Genomic DNA, 17,894 nt, shown 5'->3' with positions numbered 1-17,894 from the left:
TTATCCCTGCTGATGTTCGTGCCCTTCTATCAATCAAACATCCCTTTTTCTTCTTTTAATATTTCATAAAATTCGCCCAAATTGTTTGTTTTCTGATATGAATAGAACGTTAGAAATAAATATCACGTTAGAAATAAACAGAAGAATACGTTTTACAGCAAAACATGAAACATTCAGACAGAAAATAGGGTCACCAATCCATTGGTGAAATAGGTGACATACAGCAACACAAGGTCAGGAACCACATGAATCAACAATATTCTGCAATGCGAAGTAATGTCAGTATGCTCGGTAAGTTGCTGGGCGATACAATTAAAGAGGCTTTGGGAGAAGATATTCTTGATAAAGTTGAAACAATCAGGAAGTTATCTAAATCATCCCGTGCAGGTAACGAAGTTCACCGCCAGCAGCTTTTATCGACGCTGGAAAATTTATCCAATGATGAATTATTGCCTGTTGCCCGTGCGTTTAACCAGTTCTTAAATCTGACTAATGTTGCCGAACAATATCACAGTATTTCTCCACATGGCGAAGCGGCCAGTAATCCGGTAGCGCTGGCAGCGCTGTTCAACCGACTCAAAGACAAACAATTCAGCAATGACGATTTAATCAAGGCGGTCAATGCGCTGGCGATTGAATTGGTTCTGACCGCTCATCCGACAGAAATTGCCCGCCGTACCCTAATCCATAAACTGGTTGAAGTGAATGGCTGTCTGGCACAGCTTGATCATGACGATTTGGCCGATTATGAACGTAATAACATCATGCGTCGGTTGCGTCAGTTGATTGCCCAATCATGGCATACTGATGAGATCCGTAAGATTCGCCCAACCCCAATTGATGAAGCAAAATGGGGTTTTGCTGTGGTCGAAAACAGCTTGTGGGAAGGTGTGCCGGCATTTCTGCGTGAGTTCAATGAACAACTGGAAGAATCCATTGGTTATAGCTTACCAGTGACTGCGGTGCCGGTACGTTTTACCTCTTGGATGGGAGGCGATCGTGATGGTAATCCTAACGTGACCGCCGAAATTACCCGTCATGTTTTACTGCTGAGCCGTTGGAAGGCTGCCGATCTGTTTCTGAAAGACATTCAGGTTTTAGTTTCTGAACTCTCCATGTCGGAATGTACGCCTGCACTTCGCCAAATGGCGGGAGGTGAGCATGTTTTAGAGCCTTACCGTGAGATTGCCAAACAATTGCGTACGCAATTAGGTAACACGCTGGCTTATCTGGAAAAATGCCTTAAAGGCGAGCAAGCTTTACCACCAGCGGATCTACTCCTGCATAACGAACAGTTATGGCAACCGCTATATGCCTGTTATCAATCCCTGAAAGAGTGTGGTATGGAAATTATCGCAAACGGGCAATTACTGGATACCTTGCGCCGCATTCGTTGCTTTGGTTTGTCTTTGGTGCGTATTGATATCCGTCAGGAAAGTACCCGCCATACCGATGCGATTGCTGAGCTGACGCAATATCTGGCAATGGGAGATTATGCGAGTTGGCCTGAAGCCGAAAAACAGGCGTTTTTGTTGAGAGAGTTGCAATCAAAACGTCCTCTAACCCCGCGTGATTGGCAGCCAAGCGCAGAAACACAAGAAGTTTTCGATACCTGCAAGGTTATTGCTGAATCACCACAAGATTCGATTGCGGCTTATGTTATTTCCATGGCAAAAGTGCCTTCTGATGTCTTGGCAGTGAAATTATTGCTGAAAGAAGCGGGATGCTCATTGTCATTGCCTGTCGCGCCGTTGTTTGAAACCCTTGATGATCTGAACAATGCAGAAGGCGTGATTCGACAACTATTGGGAATTAAGTGGTATCGCGATCTAATTAAAGATAAGCAGATGGTGATGATTGGTTACTCCGATTCAGCCAAAGATGCAGGGGTGATGGCGGCGTCGTGGGCACAATATCGGGCGCAGGATGCATTAATCAAAGTGTGTGAAAAAGAGGGCGTGACACTGACCCTGTTCCACGGGCGTGGTGGCACAATTGGCCGTGGTGGTGCTCCCGCCCATTCGGCTTTACTCTCCCAACCGCCGGGTAGCCTGAAAGGCGGGTTTCGCGTAACGGAGCAGGGAGAAATGATCCGCTTTAAGTTTGGTTTACCGCAGGTAACGATCAGCAGTTTGGCCTTGTATGCCAGTGCGATTTTGGAAGCAAACTTATTGCCGCCACCGGAGCCTAAACCGGAATGGCACCAGATTATGGATACACTCTCCGATGTTTCCTGTGATATGTATCGTGATTATGTGCGTGAGCAACCGGAATTTGTGCCTTATTTTCGGGCAGCCACACCGGAACAAGAGTTGGCAAAACTGCCGTTAGGTTCACGGCCGGCTAAACGACGCCCGACAGGAGGCGTTGAAAGTTTGCGGGCGATCCCGTGGATATTTGCCTGGACGCAAAACCGCTTGATGCTACCGGCATGGTTAGGCGCAGGTGCGGCGTTGCAACGGGTGATCGATGCCGGTAACTTGCCAGTTTTAACGGATATGTGTCGCGACTGGCCATTCTTTAATACGCGGATTGCCATGTTGGAGATGGTATTTGCCAAAGCGGATTTGTGGTTAGCCGAATATTACGATCAGCGTTTGGTAGAACCGAAACTGTGGTCGTTAGGCGTAAAATTGCGTAACCAACTGGCGGAAGATATCGAAACGGTATTGGCCATTGCACAGGATGAACAATTGATGGCGGATTTGCCGTGGATCGCCGAGTCTATTGCCTTGCGTAACGTGTATACCGATCCGTTGAACGTACTACAGGTCGAATTACTACAGCGTTCCCGCCAGCAGGAAAATCCTGATCCGCATCTTGAGCAGGCGCTGATGGTGACAATTGCCGGCGTTGCGGCAGGCATGCGCAATACAGGATAGTTTAAATATTTTTGAATCATAGAAGCCGAATGGGGAAACTATTCGGCTTTTTTAGTTTTAACAAGGGCGTACTCCCAATGTATGGCAGATGGCATAACTCAATTCTGCCCGATTCAGGGTATAAAAATGAAAATCTTTCACGCCCTCACGACTGAGAATTTTCACCATATCCATTGCAATAGATGCACCGACTAAGTTGCGACTTTCCGGATCATCATCTAATCCTTCAAACATTCTGGTCATCCAACTTGGGATCCGGACGTTAGTCATTGAAGAAAATCGTTGCAATTGACGGAAATTCGAGACTGGTAAGATCCCTGGTACAATTTCTACGTCAATCCCCGTTGCGACACAGCGATCACGAAAACGCAGATAACTCTCTACATCAAAAAAGAATTGGGTAATGGCGCGATTGGCTCCGGCGTCAATTTTACGTTTTAAATTGATCAAGTCTGCTTGTGCACTTTTCGCTTCTGGATGCACTTCTGGGTAAGCTGCAACGGAGATATCAAAATCTGCTTCTTTTTTTAATAGCTCAACTAAATCAGCACCATACATTTCTGGTTTACAACCGTTAGCCGGTAAATCACCACGTAATGCCACAATATGACGAATACCGTTTTGCCAATAATCATGAGCAATGTTGCTGAGTTCTCCACGGCTGGCATCAATGCAAGTCAGGTGTGGGGCTGCATCAAGGCCCGTTTTTTCTTTAATACCCTTGATAATGCTATGAGTGCGATCACGTTCGCCAGAGTTGGCACCATAGGTAACAGAAACAAACTTAGGTTTCAGCTTGCTCAAGCGATCAATGGATTTCCACAGGGTTTGTTCCATCTCAGCCGTTCTGGGTGGAAAGAATTCAAAGGAAACGCGAATTTGTCCTTCAAGTTCAGCCAGATTCTGGTTCAGCGCTTCTCGCTGATTAGCGTGAAAAAAACTCATACCCTGTGCCCTCATGAACAAACGGAACTTTTGCTCGCTTGTTTTTAGATGTTTAAGTGTTTATATGTCTATCCGTTTAGATGTCCAAGTAGAATGGGCGAAGTGGAGTTTTTAGTCAATCGAGAAATGGTTTATTACCAGTGAGGAATATTCAAAGTGATCAGGAAAGAAATTCATGTTGGGGAATTAGCGAAAAACCCCGATGCACTCACCGAGGTTATGACGCCGACCGGTCATTCACAGTCCATTTATGGTACTAATTATGAACACTTTTGCAGAGGAAACTAATTAGCCATTTGGCGGCTGGGAAACAGTACAGCTTTAACCCGCATTCAAACAAAAATGCGCCACAAGCTGTGAAAGCAATTTCCGCGTTGGTTCAATAAATACCATATCTAAAAATTCATCGGGTTGGTGCGCTTGTTCAATCGATCCAGGCCCCAAAACCAAGGTTGGACATAACTCCTGAATAAAAGGTGCTTCCGTACAGTAATTGACGGTATCTGCTTTGGTTCCCAACAGTTTTTCAATCACGCCCACCAGCTTATGGTCTGTGGGACATTCATAGCCCGGAATGGGGGAATGAAGTTCTGTCACGTTCAGACGACCAGGCCAACGCTGTTTTACGGGTTCCAGGGCGTCATTGAGCAATCCATTCAAATCCTGCAAGGTCAGTCCGGGCAGCGGACGGATATCCATATGCAGTTCACAGCAGGCACAAATGCGATTTGCGGCATCACCGCCGTGAATATGGCCGAAATTCATGGTTGGATAAGGGATGACGAACGCCGGATTGTGATAACGCTCTTGTAAGGTATGGCGTAGTTTTATGAGCTGGGTAATGGATTCGTGCATCAGATCAATGGCATTGACGCCCCGCGCTGGATCGCTGGAATGCCCTGATTTTCCTTCAATACGGATAGACTGGGCTATATGCCCTTTATGAGCGCGAATTGGCTGTAATGATGTCGGTTCGCCAATGATGGCAAAATCAGGCCGAATATGGGCATTGGCAGCAAAGTAGCGTGCACCTGCCATTGATGTTTCTTCGTCAGCGGTCGCCAGAATATAAAGGGGGTGAGACAGTTTGCTGACATCGATATCCCGCAATGCATCAATGATAAAGGCAAAGAAGCCTTTCATATCGGCCGTTCCAAGCCCATATAACTTGCCATCGCGTTCGGTCAGTGTGAAGGGATCTTGTGTCCAGCGCCCCTCATCAAAAGGAACGGTATCTGTATGACCACATAACAGTAAACCACCCGAACCACTGCCCAATGTTGCCAGCAGGTTGAATTTACCTCTGGTTTCAGGAACGGGTTGAATTTCAATGGAAAATCCGATCTCTTTTAGCCATTCCGCCAGCAGATTGATAACAATTTCATTGTTTTGGTCGAGTTCAGTATCAGTTGCGCTGATAGAAGGAGCCGCAATGAGCTGATGATATAATTTAATAAAAGACGGTAATTTACTATTCACTGTTGACAGCCCTTACTCATAATAGTATCAATATTCATGCAAATTAATTGCATACAAATGCAGTAAAGTAATTGGATTAATACTATTGGGTTAATACTATAAGGTGAATAAATCCCATGTTGAATACGCTGATAGTTGGTGCCAGTGGTTATACCGGAGCTGAGTTAGCAGCATATCTGCAACGTCATCCCCATGTCCATCTCTCCGGTTTGATGGTTTCTTCTCAAAGTGTAGATGCGGGGAAATGTTTTTCAGAACTTCATCCACAATATAGGGGCATTCTTGATTTGCCCTTACAGCCGTTGACCGATGTGATTGAGGCAGCAAAAGGGATTGATGTGGTCTTCCTCGCCACCGCTCATGAAGTCAGCCATGATATTGCCCCAATATTTCTGACAGCAGGTTGTATCGTGTTTGATTTATCTGGTGCCTATCGCGTACAAAATACACAGTTCTATAAAAAATACTACGGGTTTGAGCATAAAAATACTCAGTGGTTGGAGCAAGCTGTATATGGATTGGCAGAATGGCAAGCAGAGAAAATCAAGCAAGCACAATTGATTGCTGTTCCTGGCTGTTACCCTACCGTTTCCCAACTTTCCTTGAAACCGTTGCTTGAACAAAATTTATTAAATACAGAATATTGGCCTGTTATTAACGCGGTCAGCGGTGTCAGTGGTGCTGGCCGAAAAGCGTCGATCACCAATAGTTTCTGTGAAATTAGTTTGCAACCATATGGTGTCTTTAACCATCGTCATCAGCCTGAAATTGCTACACATTTAGGTACAGAGGTGATTTTTACCCCCCATTTGGGCAATTTCTCACGCGGGATTCTTGCCACAATTACCTGTAAGTTGAAATCGGGTGTGACAGAAGCACAAATTAGCGAAGCTTATCAGCAGGCATATCATGATAAACCGTTGGTACGGTTATATGGCAAAGGGTTTCCCGCGTTGAAGGCCGTGGTCGGTTTGCCATTTTGCGATATTGGTTTTGCCGTTCAGGGGCAGCACCTGATCATCGTAGGGGCTGAGGATAATTTGCTGAAAGGGGCTGCGGCACAAGCAGTGCAGTGCATGAATATTCGTTTGGGATATGAAGAAACTCAGGCATTACTTTAATTCTTAATATGTTTAATTTCCAAAATAACTGAATGCCGAAAAGTTAAGATTCCTACAGATATTAATACCGACAGAGGATAAATCCGATGGAGCCGTTAGTTATCAAGTTGGGTGGTGTGTTGTTAGATAGTGAAGAAGCGCTGGAACGGTTATTTACCACATTACAGTTATACCGAAAAACACATAAACGTCCGCTGGTTATTGTGCACGGTGGTGGCTGCTTGGTTGATGAACTGATGCAACGATTGCAGATGCCTATTTTGAAGCAACAAGGCTTGCGGGTTACGCCTGAGGATCAAATTGACATCATTGCGGGGACGTTAGCCGGAACTGCCAACAAGAAATTGCTGGCGTGGGCAACAAAGTATCGTTTGCCTGCCATCGGATTATGTCTGGGAGATGGAGGAACGGTTAAAGTTTCTCAACTGGATAAAGAGCTTGGTCACACAGGAAAGGCTCAATCAGGCACACCTGATCTCCTGAAAATTTTGCTGGATTTGGGCTATATACCGATTATCAGCTCAATTGGTATCACTGAGCAGGGTGAATTGATGAATGTCAATGCCGATCAAGCTGCGACGGCTATCGCACAGGTGCTGAATGCAGATTTGATCTTGTTGTCCGATGTCAGCGGTATTCTGGATGGGAAAGGGAAAAAGATCCCAGAAGCCACGGCAGAGCAGATCGCGCAGCTTATCGATCAAGGCATTATCACTGACGGCATGATAGTGAAAGTGAATGCCGCATTGGAAGCGGCAAAAACACTCGGACAACCGGTGGATATCGCGAGTTGGCGTCATACAGATCAGTTGATTGCGTTATTTAATGGCATACCTGTTGGCACACGAATTTTGGCGTAATTGAGCGTGTATTTACCGAACTTAAGTTTTTATTAAAATTAAAAAGGTTATCCCCTATGACTAAAAGCATTAAGAAAATCGTTCTGGCATATTCAGGTGGTTTGGATACATCCGCCATTATTCCGTGGCTGAAAGAACATTATGGCAATTGTGAAGTGATTGCGTTTGTCGCTGATGTCGGCCAAAGTCGTGAAGATCTGGACGGTGTGGAGCAGAAAGCATTACGTTCCGGTGCTTCTGAATGTTATGTCGTTGATCTGCGCGAAGAGTTTATCAAAGAGTATGTTTATCCTGTGTTAAAAACAGGCGCCCTGTATGAGGGAAGTTATCTGCTTGGTACGTCAATGGCTCGTCCAATTATTGCCAAGGCACAGGTTGAGCTGGCTCTGAAAGTGGGCGCGGATGCCGTCGCCCACGGTGCAACAGGTAAAGGGAATGATCAGGTTCGGTTTGAAAGTACTTATACCGCGTTGGCACCCCATCTGAACGTTGTGGCTCCGTGGCGGGAATGGGATCTGCGTTCCCGTGAAGCACTGCTGGATTATTTGAAAGTTCGTGATATCCCGACCACCGCAACACTGGAGAAAATCTATAGCCGTGACGAAAATGCCTGGCACATTTCAACCGAAGGTGGAGTTTTGGAAAGCACGTGGAATGCGGCCAATAAAGATTGCTGGGTATGGACAGCAGAACCAGAAGAGGCGCCTAATGAACCGGAATATATCACGGTGATGGTTGAAAGAGGTGAAGTCGTTAGCGTGAATGGTCAGGCGCTTTCCCCCTATCAATGCCTTGATGAGTTAAATAAGTTGGGCGCCAAACATGGCATTGGCCGGATCGATATCGTGGAAAACCGTCTGGTAGGTATGAAATCCCGCGGTTGTTATGAGACTCCAGGGGGAACCCTCATGATGGAAGCACTGCGTGGCATCGAACAACTGGTTTTGGATCGCGATAGTTTCAAATGGCGTCAACAACTGGGGCTGGAAATGTCTTATGTTGTGTATGACGGCCGTTGGTTTGCGCCATTGCGTCAATCAATCCAAGCGGCAGCAGAAGTTTTAGCGGCCAGCGTCAGCGGTGAAGTGGTTCTGAAACTTTATAAAGGGCAGGTAACGGCAGTGCAGAAAAAATCAGCCAATAGCCTCTATTCTGAAGAGTTCGCCACTTTTGGCGAGGATGACGTTTACGATCATCGCCATGCCGAAGGGTTTATTCGCCTCTATTCGCTTTCTTCACGTATTCGTGCACTGAACAGCAAAAAGTAATTTTTGGGGCAATCAACTTTTAGCAATTAATAGCAATTAGAAAAAACAGGAACGATATTATGGCACTTTGGGGTGGGCGTTTCAGTCAGGAAGCCGATCAGCGGTTCAAGCAATTTAATGATTCACTGCGTTTTGATTATCGTTTGGCGGAGCAGGATATTGTTGGCTCAGTTGCATGGTCAAAAGCGTTGGTTACGGTAGGCGTGTTAACTGCCGAAGAGCAGCAAACGCTGGAGCTGGCTTTAAATGAGTTACTGGATGAAGTGCGAATTCACCCCAAGGCCATTTTGCAAAGCGATGCGGAAGATATTCACAGTTGGGTAGAAGGGCAACTTATTACGAAAGTGGGTGATTTGGGTAAAAAACTCCATACGGGGCGCAGCCGTAATGATCAGGTCGCAACGGATCTGAAATTATGGTGCAAAGATCAGATCACCCACATTCTGACAGCATTAATTGAGTTGCAACAAGCGTTGGTATTCACTGCTGAAAATAATCAGAATGCAGTAATGCCTGGTTATACTCATTTACAGCGGGCGCAACCCGTCACTTTTGCCCATTGGTGTTTAGCCTATGTGGAAATGCTTAGTCGTGATGAAAGCCGCTTGCAAGATGCATTAAAGCGGTTGGATGTCAGTCCGTTAGGATGCGGCGCGCTGGCAGGAACGGCTTATGATATTGATCGTGAACAACTGGCGTTATGGCTTGGTTTTACTTCCGCTACACGTAATAGTCTGGATAGTGTTTCGGATCGTGATCATGTCTTGGAACTGCTATCAGATGCGAGCATCAGTATGATTCATCTTTCGCGTTTTGCTGAAGACCTGATTTTCTTTAACAGCGGAGAAGCCGGATTTGTTGAATTGTCGGATCGGGTAACCTCCGGCTCTTCTTTGATGCCACAAAAGAAAAACCCGGATGCGTTGGAATTGATCCGTGGCAAGTGTGGACGAGTGCAAGGGGCATTAACGGGGATGATGATGACCTTAAAAGGGCTTCCTCTCGCCTACAATAAAGATATGCAGGAAGATAAAGAAGGCTTGTTTGATGCACTGGATACCTGGTTGGATTGCTTGCATATGGCGATACTGGTGTTGGATGGTATTCAGGTAAAACGCCCTCGTTGCGAAGAAGCAGCAAAGCAGGGATATGCGAATGCGACTGAGCTGGCTGATTATCTGGTGGCGAAAGGTGTTCCATTCCGTGAAGCTCATCACATTGTTGGTGAAATTGTTGTGACGGCAATTGGCAGAGGTAAGGCACTGGAGGAGTTTTCCCTACTTGAATTGCAAGAATTCAGTAACGCGATTGCTGTGGATGTATATGACGTTTTATCGTTGCAATCTTGTTTGGACAAGCGATTGGCAAAAGGCGGTGTAGCGCAAGAACAAGTGAAGCAAGCGATAGCTCAAGTGAAACAAAGACTTAGGGGAAAACACTAATAATCACACGCAGTTGATAGTTTTTTCCCCTCGTGGATATAATGATTTATTGATCAATACTATCATTGATATCAAATGCTGAGGTTGGGAATGAATATCCGCGATCTAGAATACCTTGTAGCACTTGCTGAACATCGGCATTTTCGTCGAGCCGCTGATGCTTGTCATGTCAGCCAACCGACCCTGAGCGGGCAAATCCGCAAACTGGAAGATGAGCTTGGCGTAATGTTGCTGGAACGCACTAGCCGCAAGGTATTATTTACCCAACAGGGTATGCTGCTGGTGGAACAGGCCAAAACCGTATTGAGAGAAGTAAAAGTTTTGCAGGAAATGGCCTCTCTTCAAGGTGAAAGTATGTCTGGGCCGTTGCATATCGGTCTTATTCCCACAATCGGTCCCTATCTCCTGCCACTTATTGTCCCTGAGCTGCATAAATTATTCCCCAAATTGGAAATGTACCTGCATGAGGCACAAACCCAACACTTATTGGCACAACTTGATAGTGGGAAACTTGACTGCGCTATTTTGGCGTTGGTGAAAGAGACCGAAGCATTTATCGAAGTGCCATTGTTTGAAGAGCCTATGAAGCTGGCGGTGTATGAAGAGCATAAATGGGCAGGGCGGGATAAAATTAAAATGGGTGAGCTATCCGGCGAGAAGCTATTGATGCTGGAAGATGGGCACTGCTTACGTGATCAGGCGATGGGATTTTGTTTTCAGGCGGGAGCCAAAGAAGATACCCATTTTAGGGCAACCAGCCTGGAAACTCTGCGCAATATGGTCGCAGCAGGCAGCGGTATTACATTATTACCTGATTTGTCAGTTCCGAATGAGAGAAGGCGGGATGGGGTTTGCTATCTGGAGTGTGACGAACCGGAACCCAAGCGATCTGTTATATTGGTTTATCGCCCTGGCTCACCTCTGCGTGGTCGCTATGAGCAATTGGCAGAGGCGATTCGGACTAAAATGGGCAATTATTTCGCAATACTCGGAAAAACATCAAAATAATCGATTTAGCCCATTGAGCGCCGCAACCCGATAGGCTTCCGCCATTGTTGGATAATTGAAGGTAGTATTAACGAAATATTCGATATTATTGCCTTCACCTTTTTGTTCCATGATGGCTTGACCAATATGAATGATCTCTGCGGCGCGTTCGCCAAAACAGTGAATGCCTAAAATCTGTTTTGTCTCACGGTGGAACAGGATCTTAATGCTGCCCACATTCATGCCGGCAATTTGCGCTCTTGCCAGATGCTTGAATTGGGCGCGCCCTACCTCATAAGGGATTTTCATTGTAGTTAATTGTTGCTCGGTTTTACCCACTGAACTGATTTCAGGAATGGTATAAATTCCGGTTGGAATATCTTCTACCAGATGCAGGTTAGCATTGCCTGTGGTCATCGCTTTTGCCGCGATGCGCCCTTGATCGTAAGCAGCAGAAGCCAAACTTGGATAGCCAATAACATCACCAACGGCATAGATGTTTTCATTGCTGGTTTGGTAGACACAATTGACTTTCAGTAAACCTCGGCTGTCTGTTTCCAGTCCGACATTTTCTAAACCTAGCTTGTCCGTATTACCTGTTCTGCCATTGGCATACAGCAGGCAATCCGCTTTGACTTTCTTGCCAGATTTCAGATGGACAATGACACCATCATCAACGCCTTCAATTTTTTCATATTCTTCATTGTGGCGGATGACCGTGCCACTATTCCAGAAATGGTAGGAGAGGGCATCAGACATTTCTTGATCAAGAAAGGACAGCAGATGATCACGCGTATTGATCAAATCCACCTTAACACCCAATCCGCGGAAAATGGAGGCATATTCACAGCCAATCACTCCGGCACCATAAATAATGACATGGCGTGGTTCGTGATCCAGTTGCAGTATGGTGTCGCTGTTATAAATACGGGAGTGGGTGAAATCGACATCGGGAGGGCAGTAAGGACGGGAGCCGGTGGCAATGATAATGTTGTCTGCACTCAAGATATCAACACTATCATCGGCATAACGCACACTTACCCGATGTTCATCAATGAAAGTGGCTTCTCCTGCAAACATTCGACAACGATTACGTTCATAAAATCCTTGGCGCATCTTAGTTTGCTGGTTAATAACGACTTCAGCATGGCGCAGAATTTCTGAAAACGAGGAGCGAAGAATGCGGGAGTTATCACTGTAGAGGGGATTTTGATTAAATTCGATAATACGACTAACAGCATGGCGGAGCGCTTTCGACGGGATGGTGCCCCAGTGAGTACACCCACCACCGACACTATTATAACGTTCTATAACAGCAACGTTTTTGCCTTGTTTTACTAACCCCATTGCTGCTCCTTCCCCGCCGGGACCAGAGCCAATCACAATGGCATCAAAATGAGTATGTTGCATAGAGGAAAGACCTGTTTTTACACAAAATAACAACGCTATCTTAACATTAGTTGATGCAATAACCCAACGAGCATAAGGTTTTTATCTCACTGCTTAGAAATAAATCAGGAAAACATCGAATAATATCTTTAAGAGAACAATCACAGCAAACTTAGCAGAATCTGTTATATTTGCCCGATTAGAGTCGAGATAGATCAGGATTGTTGTGAGTAACGTAACCGGCGTTAGAGCAAAACAGAAAGAAAAAACCCGCCGCTCCCTGATTGAGGCGGCATTCAGCCAACTCAGTGCTGAACGCAGTTTTACCAGCCTGAGCCTACGGGAAGTCGCTCGTGAGGCGGGTATTGCACCGACTTCTTTTTATCGACATTTTCGGGATGTGGATGAACTGGGGCTGACGATGGTGGATGAAAGTGGTTTGATGCTACGCCAGTTAATGCGTCAGGCACGTCAGCGCATAGCCAAAGGGGGGAGTGTCATCCGTACTTCGGTTTCAACCTTTATGGAGTTCATCGGCAACAATCCCAATGCGTTCCGGCTATTGCTGCGTGAACGCTCCGGTACATCGGCTGAATTTCGTGCGGCTGTAGCACGGGAAATTCAACATTTTATTGCCGAATTGGCAGACTATCTTGAACAAGCCAGCCATATGCCACGTCATTTTACTGAGATACAGGCTGAGGCGATGGTGACAATCGTGTTCAGTGCAGGCGCAGAAGCATTGGATATTGATGAAGAAAAAAGGCGTCGTCTCGAAGAGCGTTTGGTTTTGCAACTCCGCATAATTTCCAAAGGCGCTTATTATTGGTATCGTCGTGAGCAAGAAAAAAATACTGTCCCTAAATCCTCTGAATAATAATGAAAGGAGAATAATACGATGGAACAATACCGCCAAGATAAAAGCACAATGTTGCTGGCTCTTATCGTTGGAATGGCAACACACGGAACTTTCTCAACATTTTTCAATTCTTTTGTCCCTTTTTCTATTTTCCCTCTTATTACATTGGCACTTTCTTTGTATTGTCTCCATCAACGTTATTTAAATTATCCAATGGCGGAAGGATTACCAAAACTGGCCGTGGGATGCTTCTTCTTAGGCATGTTCGTGTATAGCGCATTCATTCGGATGGAATATCCAGCAATTGGCTCTAATTTCTTGCCTGTTATTATTGGTACGGTTTTGGTGTTTTGGATCTACCTAAAGATGAAAAAGCGCAAGCAGCACGCAACGCTCACTTCAGACAACCAAAACTAATCGCCTTTATTGAAAATAGTTCAATAAAAAACGCCACGAAATTAACTCTGTGGCGTTTTTGTTTTTAATGACGATTATGTTCTTTTTTCCAGTAGGACACCGCATTCCATATGGTGGGTATAAGGGAATTGGTCAAATAGCGCCAGTTGGTTGACTTTGTGGGTTTGTGTCAGTGTTTCCAGATTTTGGCAGAGCGTTTCTGGATTGCAGGAAATATAAAGAATACGCGGATAAGCTTGAACCATTTTTAGCGTATTTTCATCCAGCCCACTGCGTGGTGGATCAACAAAAATGGTCTCACATTGATAACTACTTAAATCAATGCCTTGTAAGCGATTGAACAGTCGCTCTCCGTTCATTGCCTGAGTAAATTCTTCCGCTGACATGCGGATAATCTGCACGTTATCAATTTTGTTCGCTGCGATATTAAATTGTGCGGCAGCCACTGAAGGCTTGGCAATTTCTGTCGCCAATACTCGTTCAAAATTCTGCGCCAGCGCCAGAGAGAAATTACCATTGCCACAATACAACTCAAGCAAGTCACCTTTGGAACCTTTGGTGATATCAATTGCCCATTCCAACATATGAACATTAATATTGGCATTCGGCTGTGTGAAGCTATTTTCAACCTGACGATAAATCATGGTTTTGCCAGCAACAGACAGCGCTTCATCAATATAGTCATGGTCAAGCATGATCTTGGTTTTTGCTGCACGTCCAATAAGTTGTACATCAAACCCCGCCGTGATGAGTTGGTTACGCAGCGCGGTTGCATGTTCACGCCATTCATCCCCCAGTTTTTTGTGGTAAAGCAGAGAGACAATGATTTTGTTACTGCGGGTAGAAAGGTAATCCACCTGAAACAGTTTATGGCGTAATATTGGATTGTCTTTTACACCAGCAATGATGGCTTGCATCATTTTATTGATTAGCTGATTGGCAACTGGAAATTGATCAATACGGATACGCTGTTTAGTTTGTTGATCAAACATGATGTGGTAGAGATCATCTTCCTCATGCCAGATGCGGAATTCTGCGCGCATTCTGTAATGGGATGCCGGGGAACGGAAAACTTCAGGCTCAGGGGCACTAAAGGGGAGCATCATTTCTTTTAGACGATGGACTTTCTCCATCAATTGATTTTCATAATTTTCCGTTGGCAAGGCATTCTGCATTATCGGGTTCTCGTCGCGTTAAGAAAAATTTCCGAGCGCATTGTAGGGAAAGTACAAAGGATGTCCAGTTTTCTGGTTTATCTGCTCTTTTTTTGATAGGGAGGTATTCTGGACACGCTAAAGCCTTCATCGTAGCATGACTCTTTATAGTTAAAATACAGATCCAGATACCACATATATTCTCATCACAAATCTTATGATAAATAAAAAACAGATTCTTCTATCTGCGGCATCCGTGGCGGTATTTTCTAGTTGGAGCCATTTTGCAGGTGCAGATAATCAAGATACATTGGTGATTACAGCCAATCGCTTTAAGCAGCCGATTTCTTCAGTATTGGCGCCAACGACAGTAGTGACTCGTGAAGATATAGATCGTTGGCAATCCAGTAGCTTAGTTGATGTTTTGCGCCGTTTGCCGAGTATTGATATTGCGCAGAATGGGGGGGTTGGGCAGCACTCTTCTTTATTTGTTCGTGGTACAAACTCAAACCATACATTGGTGCTGGTGGATGGGCTCCGTTTGAATCAGGCAGGTATTACCGGAGCCGCCGATTTTAGCCAGATCCCAATCTCAATGGTGCAGAGAATAGAATATATCCGTGGCGCGCGTTCTGCTGTATACGGTTCTGATGCCATTGGTGGCGTGATCAATATCATCACAAAGCGGGAACAACGCGGGACAACACTGAATGCAGGGTTCGGCTCGAGCGGGTATCAAAACTATAATGGTTCAACACAGCAAAAACTTGGTGAGAATACTTTATTAACCACAGCCGCAGGCTATACCTACACTAAAGGGTTTGATGTGATCGTTGATGGTAAAACGGGAGGATATCGTCAACCAGATCGCGATGGCTTTATGAGTAAAATGCTGTGGTTGGAAATAGATCATAAAATAAGTGAGCACATGAGCGGATTTGCCAGAGTCTATGGATTTAATAATCGGACGGCTTATGATGCATGGAGCATCAATGAAGCAGATACTCGTGAACTGTTCAGTCGTACCTATGATGCTGGAATTCAATTTAACCAAGGCATCTATTCTTCTCAGTTCATTGTCAGTCACAGCCACGTCAAAGATTACAATTATGTTCCTAAACATGGGCGTTATGGCAATAACTCCAGTCTGAGTGATTCAAAACAATACAATGTGCAATGGGGAAATACGTGGCAGGTTGGTCATGGTGCAATCAGTAGTGGGGTTGATTGGAAAAGAGAATGGATTGCCGCTGGCTCCAATAACATCCCTGTACAAAAACATGTTGATAATACGGGGCTCTATTTAACTGCGCAGCAAAAGGTTCAAGATGTCATTTTAGAAGGTGCTGTGCGTTCAGATCACCATGCTGAATATGACTGGAATACTACGGGGCAAATTGGCATCGGCTGGGAGTTTATTGATGGCTATCGTTTTGTCACTTCGTATGGAACAGCATTCAAGGCACCGACGTTGAGTCAGCTTTATAGCCGATGGGGAAATGAAAGCCTTAAACCAGAAAAAAGTAAGCAATGGGAAATCGGGATTGAAGGATTGACCGGACTCCTTAACTGGCGTCTATCTGTTTATCGTAATGATATTGAGCAGTTGATAAATTTTACCAATAACCGCTATGAGAACAGTGATAAGGCAACAATAAAAGGAGCTGAGTGGATGGGAACAATGGATACCGGTATGTTCCAGCATCAACTGACATTACAGTACATTGATCCGCGTGATGGTAATGGCCAGCAATTAACTCGCAGAGCCAAACAGCAAGTTAAATATCAATTGGATTGGGAAGCCATTAATATCGATTGGGGGATCACCTATCAATATCTTGGTCGGCGTTATGACCAAGACTACAGTACATATCCTGCGAAAACAGTGAAATTAGCTGGTGTAAGTCTGTGGGATATCAGCGCTTCATATCCGATCACTGACCACCTGACAATCCGTGCTAGAATAGCTAATCTGTTTGATAAGCATTATGAGACAGCCTATGGCTATCGCACCCCAGGAAGAGAATACTACCTCACAGGAAGCTACAGCTTCTGATTTAAACAAAACCTCCCGTCCAACGATTCTGGTTTTTGATTCTGGAGTAGGTGGTTTATCTGTCTATCAAGAGATTCGGCAGCTCTTGCCGGATCTCCACTATATATATGCTTTCGATAATGAGGCATTCCCTTACGGCGAGAAAACGGCGGAAGTGATTGTAGAAAGGGTCGTTCAGATTGTTGATGCAATCCAGAAAAAGCACCCTTTGGCGGTTGTCGTTATCGCTTGCAATACTGCAAGTACAGTCAGCTTGCCCGCCCTGCGTGAACGTTTTTCTTTTCCTGTAGTTGGTGTTGTACCGGCGATCAAACCTGCGGCGAAGCTAACCTGTAATCGTGTTGTGGGATTATTGGCGACACGCGCCACCGTGAATCGCGACTATACCAAAGAATTAATTGAAAGGTTCGCTACGGATTGCCAGATGTATGCAATTGGCTCTGCTGAATTGGTCGAGTTAGCTGAACAAAAATTACATGGCAAGGATGTTTCACTAAAAGAGTTAGAGAAAATACTGAAGCCGTGGCTAAGAATGAAAGAGCCACCGGATACTGTCATTTTGGGTTGTACGCACTTTCCTTTGATAGCAGAAGAAATTGCACAAGTTCTACCAGATGGAACAAGATTAATTGATTCGGGCGCTGCAATTGCTCGCAGAACTGCATGGCTGATCAAAAATCGGGAAGATTTGTTTTTAACAACTATCGATAACTTAGCATATTGCACAAAGATCGAGCCAATGAATAAAGATCTGCGTCCCGTTTTACGCGAATTAGGTTTCTTAACGCTGGAAAAACTACCAACTTAAGTGCAATTTGGCGTAATAATCACCGGTTGGTGATTTTTTTAAAAAAAACTATTGTCACATCCGTAAAACTCCCTATAATGCGCCACCACTGACCGGCGATGTGCTGAGACACACCGCGACGGCAGCGGAGAAAGGCGAAAATAATCGCTTGACTCCGGAGGCAAAAAGCGTAAGATACGCAGCCTCGCAACCCGGAAGAGATGTCCGGTTGCCAACGCTCTTTAACA

General features: G+C 45.1%; 14 protein-coding genes. 10 read left to right on the top strand and 4 right to left on the bottom strand.

The window, feature by feature from the left end; translation table 11 throughout:
- The first annotated feature begins 245 nt into the window (after positions 1-245).
- Positions 246-2,882, top strand: coding sequence for a phosphoenolpyruvate carboxylase (gene ppc / locus Xedl_RS12870; RefSeq protein WP_074024221.1), 2,637 nt, complete (start codon positions 246-248; stop codon positions 2,880-2,882).
- Between the two features lie 57 nt (positions 2,883-2,939).
- Here ppc and metF read toward each other — a convergent pair whose 3' ends face one another.
- Positions 2,940-3,827 carry a methylenetetrahydrofolate reductase gene (gene metF, locus Xedl_RS12865; RefSeq protein ID WP_074024220.1) on the bottom strand — a complete coding sequence of 296 codons (888 nt, stop codon included), beginning with the start codon at positions 3,825-3,827 and terminating at the stop codon, positions 2,940-2,942.
- Positions 3,828-4,148: 321 nt separating this feature from the next.
- Positions 4,149-5,306 carry an acetylornithine deacetylase gene (gene argE, locus Xedl_RS12860; RefSeq protein ID WP_074024218.1) on the bottom strand — a complete coding sequence of 386 codons (1,158 nt, stop codon included), beginning with the start codon at positions 5,304-5,306 and terminating at the stop codon, positions 4,149-4,151.
- 116 nt (positions 5,307-5,422) lie between these two features.
- On the opposite strand from argE, the gene argC reads away from it, so the two are divergent.
- From argC to oxyR, 5 genes are all read left to right on the top strand, one after another.
- Positions 5,423-6,427: an N-acetyl-gamma-glutamyl-phosphate reductase gene (argC, locus tag Xedl_RS12855; RefSeq protein WP_074024216.1), complete on the top strand. Its 1,005-nt coding sequence runs from the start codon at positions 5,423-5,425 to the stop codon at positions 6,425-6,427.
- Between the two features lie 86 nt (positions 6,428-6,513).
- The gene (gene argB / locus Xedl_RS12850; RefSeq protein ID WP_074024214.1) at positions 6,514-7,287 is read left to right on the top strand and encodes an acetylglutamate kinase; all 774 of its coding nucleotides are present in this window, start codon (positions 6,514-6,516) and stop codon (positions 7,285-7,287) included.
- Positions 7,288-7,343: 56 nt separating this feature from the next.
- Positions 7,344-8,555 (top strand): argininosuccinate synthase, encoded by a 1,212-nt coding sequence (locus Xedl_RS12845; RefSeq protein ID WP_074024213.1) that lies wholly within the window; start codon positions 7,344-7,346, stop codon positions 8,553-8,555.
- 59 nt (positions 8,556-8,614) lie between these two features.
- Entirely contained in the window at positions 8,615-9,997 is a 1,383-nt protein-coding gene (gene argH, locus Xedl_RS12840) for an argininosuccinate lyase (protein WP_074024211.1), read from the top strand.
- 90 nt (positions 9,998-10,087) lie between these two features.
- Positions 10,088-11,005, top strand: coding sequence for a DNA-binding transcriptional regulator OxyR (gene oxyR / locus Xedl_RS12835; RefSeq protein WP_074024209.1), 918 nt, complete (start codon positions 10,088-10,090; stop codon positions 11,003-11,005).
- Here the strand turns inward: oxyR and sthA are convergent.
- A complete protein-coding gene (gene sthA / locus Xedl_RS12830; protein ID WP_074024207.1) occupies positions 10,997-12,394 on the bottom strand; it encodes a Si-specific NAD(P)(+) transhydrogenase in 1,398 nt (465 codons plus the stop codon). The genes oxyR and sthA overlap by 9 nt on opposite strands.
- A gap of 205 nt (positions 12,395-12,599) precedes the next feature.
- Between sthA and fabR the strand changes: the two genes are divergently transcribed.
- Together fabR and Xedl_RS12820 are read left to right on the top strand one after the other, a co-directional pair.
- Positions 12,600-13,250, top strand: a complete 651-nt coding sequence (gene fabR / locus Xedl_RS12825; RefSeq protein ID WP_074024206.1) for an HTH-type transcriptional repressor FabR — start codon at positions 12,600-12,602, stop codon at positions 13,248-13,250.
- 21 nt (positions 13,251-13,271) lie between these two features.
- Entirely contained in the window at positions 13,272-13,649 is a 378-nt protein-coding gene (locus tag Xedl_RS12820; RefSeq protein ID WP_074024204.1) for a YijD family membrane protein, read from the top strand.
- 74 nt (positions 13,650-13,723) lie between these two features.
- Here Xedl_RS12820 and trmA read toward each other — a convergent pair whose 3' ends face one another.
- Positions 13,724-14,824, bottom strand: a complete 1,101-nt coding sequence (trmA, locus tag Xedl_RS12815) for a tRNA (uridine(54)-C5)-methyltransferase TrmA (protein ID WP_074024202.1) — start codon at positions 14,822-14,824, stop codon at positions 13,724-13,726.
- 196 nt (positions 14,825-15,020) lie between these two features.
- Between trmA and btuB the strand changes: the two genes are divergently transcribed.
- On the top strand, positions 15,021-16,859 hold the full coding sequence (btuB, locus tag Xedl_RS12810) for a TonB-dependent vitamin B12 receptor BtuB (protein ID WP_074024200.1): 1,839 nt from the start codon (positions 15,021-15,023) through the stop codon (positions 16,857-16,859).
- Positions 16,804-17,667, top strand: coding sequence for a glutamate racemase (murI, locus tag Xedl_RS12805; protein WP_074024199.1), 864 nt, complete (start codon positions 16,804-16,806; stop codon positions 17,665-17,667). Before btuB ends, murI begins: the two co-directional genes overlap by 56 nt.
- Positions 17,668-17,894 lie beyond the last annotated feature (227 nt).

Source organism: Xenorhabdus eapokensis, from assembly GCF_001908105.1.
Note: the sequence above shows the minus strand (reverse complement) of the source record. Positions and strands in the feature narration are given on the sequence as shown.

Coding starts and splice junctions, on each gene's coding strand:
- ppc (WP_074024221.1), top strand. CDS start 246: ATGAATCAACAATATTCTGCAATGCGAAGTAATGTCAGTATGCTCGGT.
- metF (WP_074024220.1), bottom strand. CDS start 3,827: ATGAGTTTTTTTCACGCTAATCAGCGAGAAGCGCTGAACCAGAATCTG.
- argC (WP_074024216.1), top strand. CDS start 5,423: ATGTTGAATACGCTGATAGTTGGTGCCAGTGGTTATACCGGAGCTGAG.
- argB (WP_074024214.1), top strand. CDS start 6,514: ATGGAGCCGTTAGTTATCAAGTTGGGTGGTGTGTTGTTAGATAGTGAA.
- Xedl_RS12845 (WP_074024213.1), top strand. CDS start 7,344: ATGACTAAAAGCATTAAGAAAATCGTTCTGGCATATTCAGGTGGTTTG.
- argH (WP_074024211.1), top strand. CDS start 8,615: ATGGCACTTTGGGGTGGGCGTTTCAGTCAGGAAGCCGATCAGCGGTTC.
- oxyR (WP_074024209.1), top strand. CDS start 10,088: ATGAATATCCGCGATCTAGAATACCTTGTAGCACTTGCTGAACATCGG.
- sthA (WP_074024207.1), bottom strand. CDS start 12,394: ATGCAACATACTCATTTTGATGCCATTGTGATTGGCTCTGGTCCCGGC.
- Xedl_RS12820 (WP_074024204.1), top strand. CDS start 13,272: ATGGAACAATACCGCCAAGATAAAAGCACAATGTTGCTGGCTCTTATC.
- trmA (WP_074024202.1), bottom strand. CDS start 14,824: ATGCAGAATGCCTTGCCAACGGAAAATTATGAAAATCAATTGATGGAG.
- btuB (WP_074024200.1), top strand. CDS start 15,021: ATGATAAATAAAAAACAGATTCTTCTATCTGCGGCATCCGTGGCGGTA.
- murI (WP_074024199.1), top strand. CDS start 16,804: ATGGCTATCGCACCCCAGGAAGAGAATACTACCTCACAGGAAGCTACA.